The organism is Mesorhizobium metallidurans STM 2683 (assembly GCF_000350085.1).
GTDB classification, from domain to species: Bacteria; Pseudomonadota; Alphaproteobacteria; order Rhizobiales; family Rhizobiaceae; genus Mesorhizobium; species Mesorhizobium metallidurans.
Genome location: NZ_CAUM01000169.1, coordinates 1 through 3,303 on the forward strand (window position 1 = coordinate 1; position 3,303 = coordinate 3,303).

3 protein-coding genes and 1 pseudogene are annotated in these 3,303 nt (G+C 58.1%); 1 reads left to right on the forward strand and 3 read right to left on the reverse strand.

Annotated elements, in window-relative coordinates:
* The 3 genes from MESS2_RS28600 to MESS2_RS28610 form a co-directional block, all read right to left on the reverse strand.
* Positions 1–1,172, reverse strand: a 1,172-nt coding sequence (locus MESS2_RS28600; protein ID WP_040594233.1) for an amidohydrolase, incomplete at its 3' end; no start/stop codon positions are given.
* Positions 1,173–1,239: 67 nt separating this feature from the next.
* Entirely contained in the window at positions 1,240–2,631 is a 1,392-nt protein-coding gene (locus tag MESS2_RS28605; RefSeq protein WP_008878131.1) for an aspartate aminotransferase family protein, read from the reverse strand.
* A gap of 181 nt (positions 2,632–2,812) precedes the next feature.
* Positions 2,813–3,055 (reverse strand): hypothetical protein, encoded by a 243-nt coding sequence (locus MESS2_RS28610; RefSeq protein WP_040594231.1) that lies wholly within the window; start codon positions 3,053–3,055, stop codon positions 2,813–2,815.
* On the opposite strand from MESS2_RS28610, the pseudogene MESS2_RS34265 reads away from it, so the two are divergent.
* A pseudogene (locus tag MESS2_RS34265) lies at positions 2,993–3,303 on the forward strand (transposase); the annotation flags it as partial. The gene MESS2_RS28610 and the pseudogene MESS2_RS34265 overlap by 63 nt on opposite strands.

Here is a 3,303-nt window from a genome sequence, read left to right on the forward strand (position 1 = left end):
CTACCGGCAAGCGTGCTCTCGACAAGGGCAACCCAATAGGACGACCCGTATAGGGCTGCCTCGTCGTTAAAATCGTAGGCCGGGTGGTGCAAAGCGGCACTGTCTCCGTTGCCGCACCAGATGAACGCTCCCGGTCGCGCCCGGGCAAGGTAGGAGAAATCCTCTCCCCCCAGTTTCGGTGGCGTCGGTACCACCTGGTCGCTCCTGACAATCTGACTGGCGGCATTCATTGCGTGTGATGTTGCAACAGCATCATTGAAGACGATGGCGTCACTGCTTTCAATAGCAACGTTGATCCGTGCGCCCGTCGTTTGCGCAACACCCTGGGTCACATCCACGATGCGCCTTTTGACGAGTTCTCGTACATCAGTATCCAGTGTTCTCATGCTGCCGCAGAGCCTTGCAGAGTGTGCGATCACCCTTTGGGGCGTGCCAGCGTTTAGTTCATGGAAGGAGATCCCGGCTGCCTCCAACGGGTTGACGTTTTGAGAGAGAATTTGCTGCATTGCCGTGACCAGTTGAGCGGCGACCAGAATCGCGTCCACCGTCTCGTGCGGCATTCCTGGATGACCGCCGCGCCCTTCAATCTGGACCTCGATGCTGTCCGTTGCCGCCATGACCGGGCCCGTGCGGATGCCGAACGACCCCACCGGCATGCCGGGCAGAGTATGCATACCAAAGACCTGTTCTATTCCGAAACGCTCCATCAACCCATCGTCGAGCATCGCCTGAGCGCCCGTGCCGATTTCCTCGGCAGGCTCAAAGATGAAAACAACGGTTCCGGCAAAAGCGCGCGTTTCGGCAAGACAACGGGCCGCGCCCAAGAGCATGGCCGTGTGGCCGTCATGGCCGCATGCGTGCATTAGGCCATCGTGCTTTGAGGCATAGGGGAGGTTGGTCTCTTCCCGTATAGGCAACGCATCCATGTCGGCACGTAACCCGATTACCTGCAGCTTGCCGTCTGCAGTGGCGTCCCGTCCCTTAAGAACACCGACGACGCCAGTCTTTCCAACGCCCGCGACGACCTCATCGCACCCGAATTCCCGCAAGCGTCCTTCTACAAAGCGCGCGGTGCGATAAACGTCGAATCCTATCTCAGGATGAGCATGCAAATCGCGGCGCCAGGCCACGATTTGCGGGTGCAGGTCAGCAACACGATTGAGGATTGGCACAGAACTTCGCTTTCCTAAAGTTGTAGCATCAAACACTACTGCAAACTGGCGCTGCGCGCTGGTCCCATCACGATTTTTCGCGAACGAGCTCATCCAATACGGCGCGTACTGCCGCTTCCGCGATCGCAACGATCTCTTCGATCTCTGATTTCGTCGCCACCAACGGAGGCGCGAAACCGAGAATATCCCCGTGCGGCATAGCCCGGGCTATTAAGCCTCTGTCACGCGCTGCTTTCGAAATGCGGGCTCCAACCTTGAGCGCCGGATCGAAACGCTTACGGTGATCACGATCCGCGACAAATTCGACCGCGCCCATCAAACCTACGCCTCTTACTTCGCCAACGATAGGAAGCTGCGAAAACTTCTCCTTCATTAGATCTTGGAAGAACGCTCCCACCTCGCGGGCATTACCTGGCAGATCTTCTGTTTCGACGATATCGAGCACAGCGTTGGCAGCGGCAGCGCCGATTGGATGTCCGGAATAAGTATAGCCGTGGGAGAAGGCCCCGACGCGATCAGCGCCATCCTCCATGACTTGGTAGACCTTCTCGCCTACGATCGCCGCGGAAAGTGGAAAATAAGCGGACGTGAGCCCCTTGGCCACCGTGATTAGGTCAGGCTCAATGCCGTAGTGGAGCGAGCCGAACATGGAGCCGGTGCGGCCGAATCCTGTGATGACTTCGTCGGCAATAAGTAGCACGTCGTGCTTTCTCAGCACTGGCTGGATCGCCTGCCAATAGCCTTTTGGCGGAGGCGTAATTCCTCCCGTGCCGAGAACCGGCTCAGCGATAAATGCTCCAACATTATCAGGCCCGAGGCGCTCGATCAGCTCATCGAGCTCCTCTGCCCGCCGTGCAGAAAACTCGATCTCCGTCTCGCCAGGTGTGGCGCCCCAGTAGTAATGGGGCACGCCAGTGTGGACAATTTGCGAAAATGGTAGATCCATGTGATCGTGATAGAAACTCATCCCGGTCATCGAGCCCGATACTACGCTGCAGCCGTGATAACCGCGTTCTCGTGAGATAATCTTCTTTTTGGTGGGCTTACCGCGGAGATTATTGTAATACCAGACAAGCTTGGCCTGCGTCTCATTGGCATCCGACCCGGACATGCCGTAAAAGACCTTACTCATCTTCCCTGGCGCCATCTTCACCAGACGATCGGAAAGAATTGCGAGTTCATCCGTCGTGTGCGCGGCATAAGAGTGGTAGTATGCAAGCCGATGGGCCTGGCGGGAAATGGCATCAGCGACTTCTGTACGACCATACCCGACATTCACGCAATAGAGGCCGGCAAACCCATCGATAAGTTGCTTCCCGTAGGCATCCTGGATGCGTATCCCCTTCCCCGTCTCGACGATGGTAGGATCACCCAGCTTGCCGGTTGCGAAATCCTTGAGCTGCGTGAACGGGTGCAGAACGGCGTTCCGGTCCTTCTGAGCGATTTCCGTGATATTCATCTGCCATTCCTCTCAAGCTACGTTTCGACGGACCGTTCCGAGATCTATCGCCATGCAGGATCATGGTTGTTACGCAGGGTAGACGCCCGCCACGTTTGAGGCGGCGAGAAATCATCGCCGCAAAGAAGGAATCCTGCAAATTTCAGAGGCTTTTCGCAGTTTCCGCTCTGTCGATCGAATGTTAGGTAGTTACCTTCAGGCTTGAATTGTAACATCCAAACTGGCGCGCGAAGTTGCCAGGCACACGCGATATCCGCGCAAGCTGCCCGAGGTGCTGAGTGTTGAGGAAGCGCGCGCTCGAAGCGGCGCCGATCATCAAGTACAAGGCGCGCTCGGTTTTGGCAATTGCGCGGGTCTGCCCGTGACCAAAGCCGCCGACCCGAACGATCTCGACTCGCGCATCGGCATCACCGCTGTCTTCCAAACATGGGACTCCACCCGTGCACGTGATCGCCGGGCGGCGGCATCGGTGCCGGAGGGTCACGCTGGGTATCGGCGCGGCCTGCCTTCCTTCTCCCGGTGCGCGCGACTCGGTAAACTGGTCCGCCTCTGTACCTGACCCGGCTGGTCGCGCTGCGCGAAGCCGGTCGGCTCGCCTTCTTCAGACCGGCGGCCCACTATGCCGCCCGTCGGGCCGTCCTGGGTCATCTGTGCCTGTTCGCAAGAAAACTG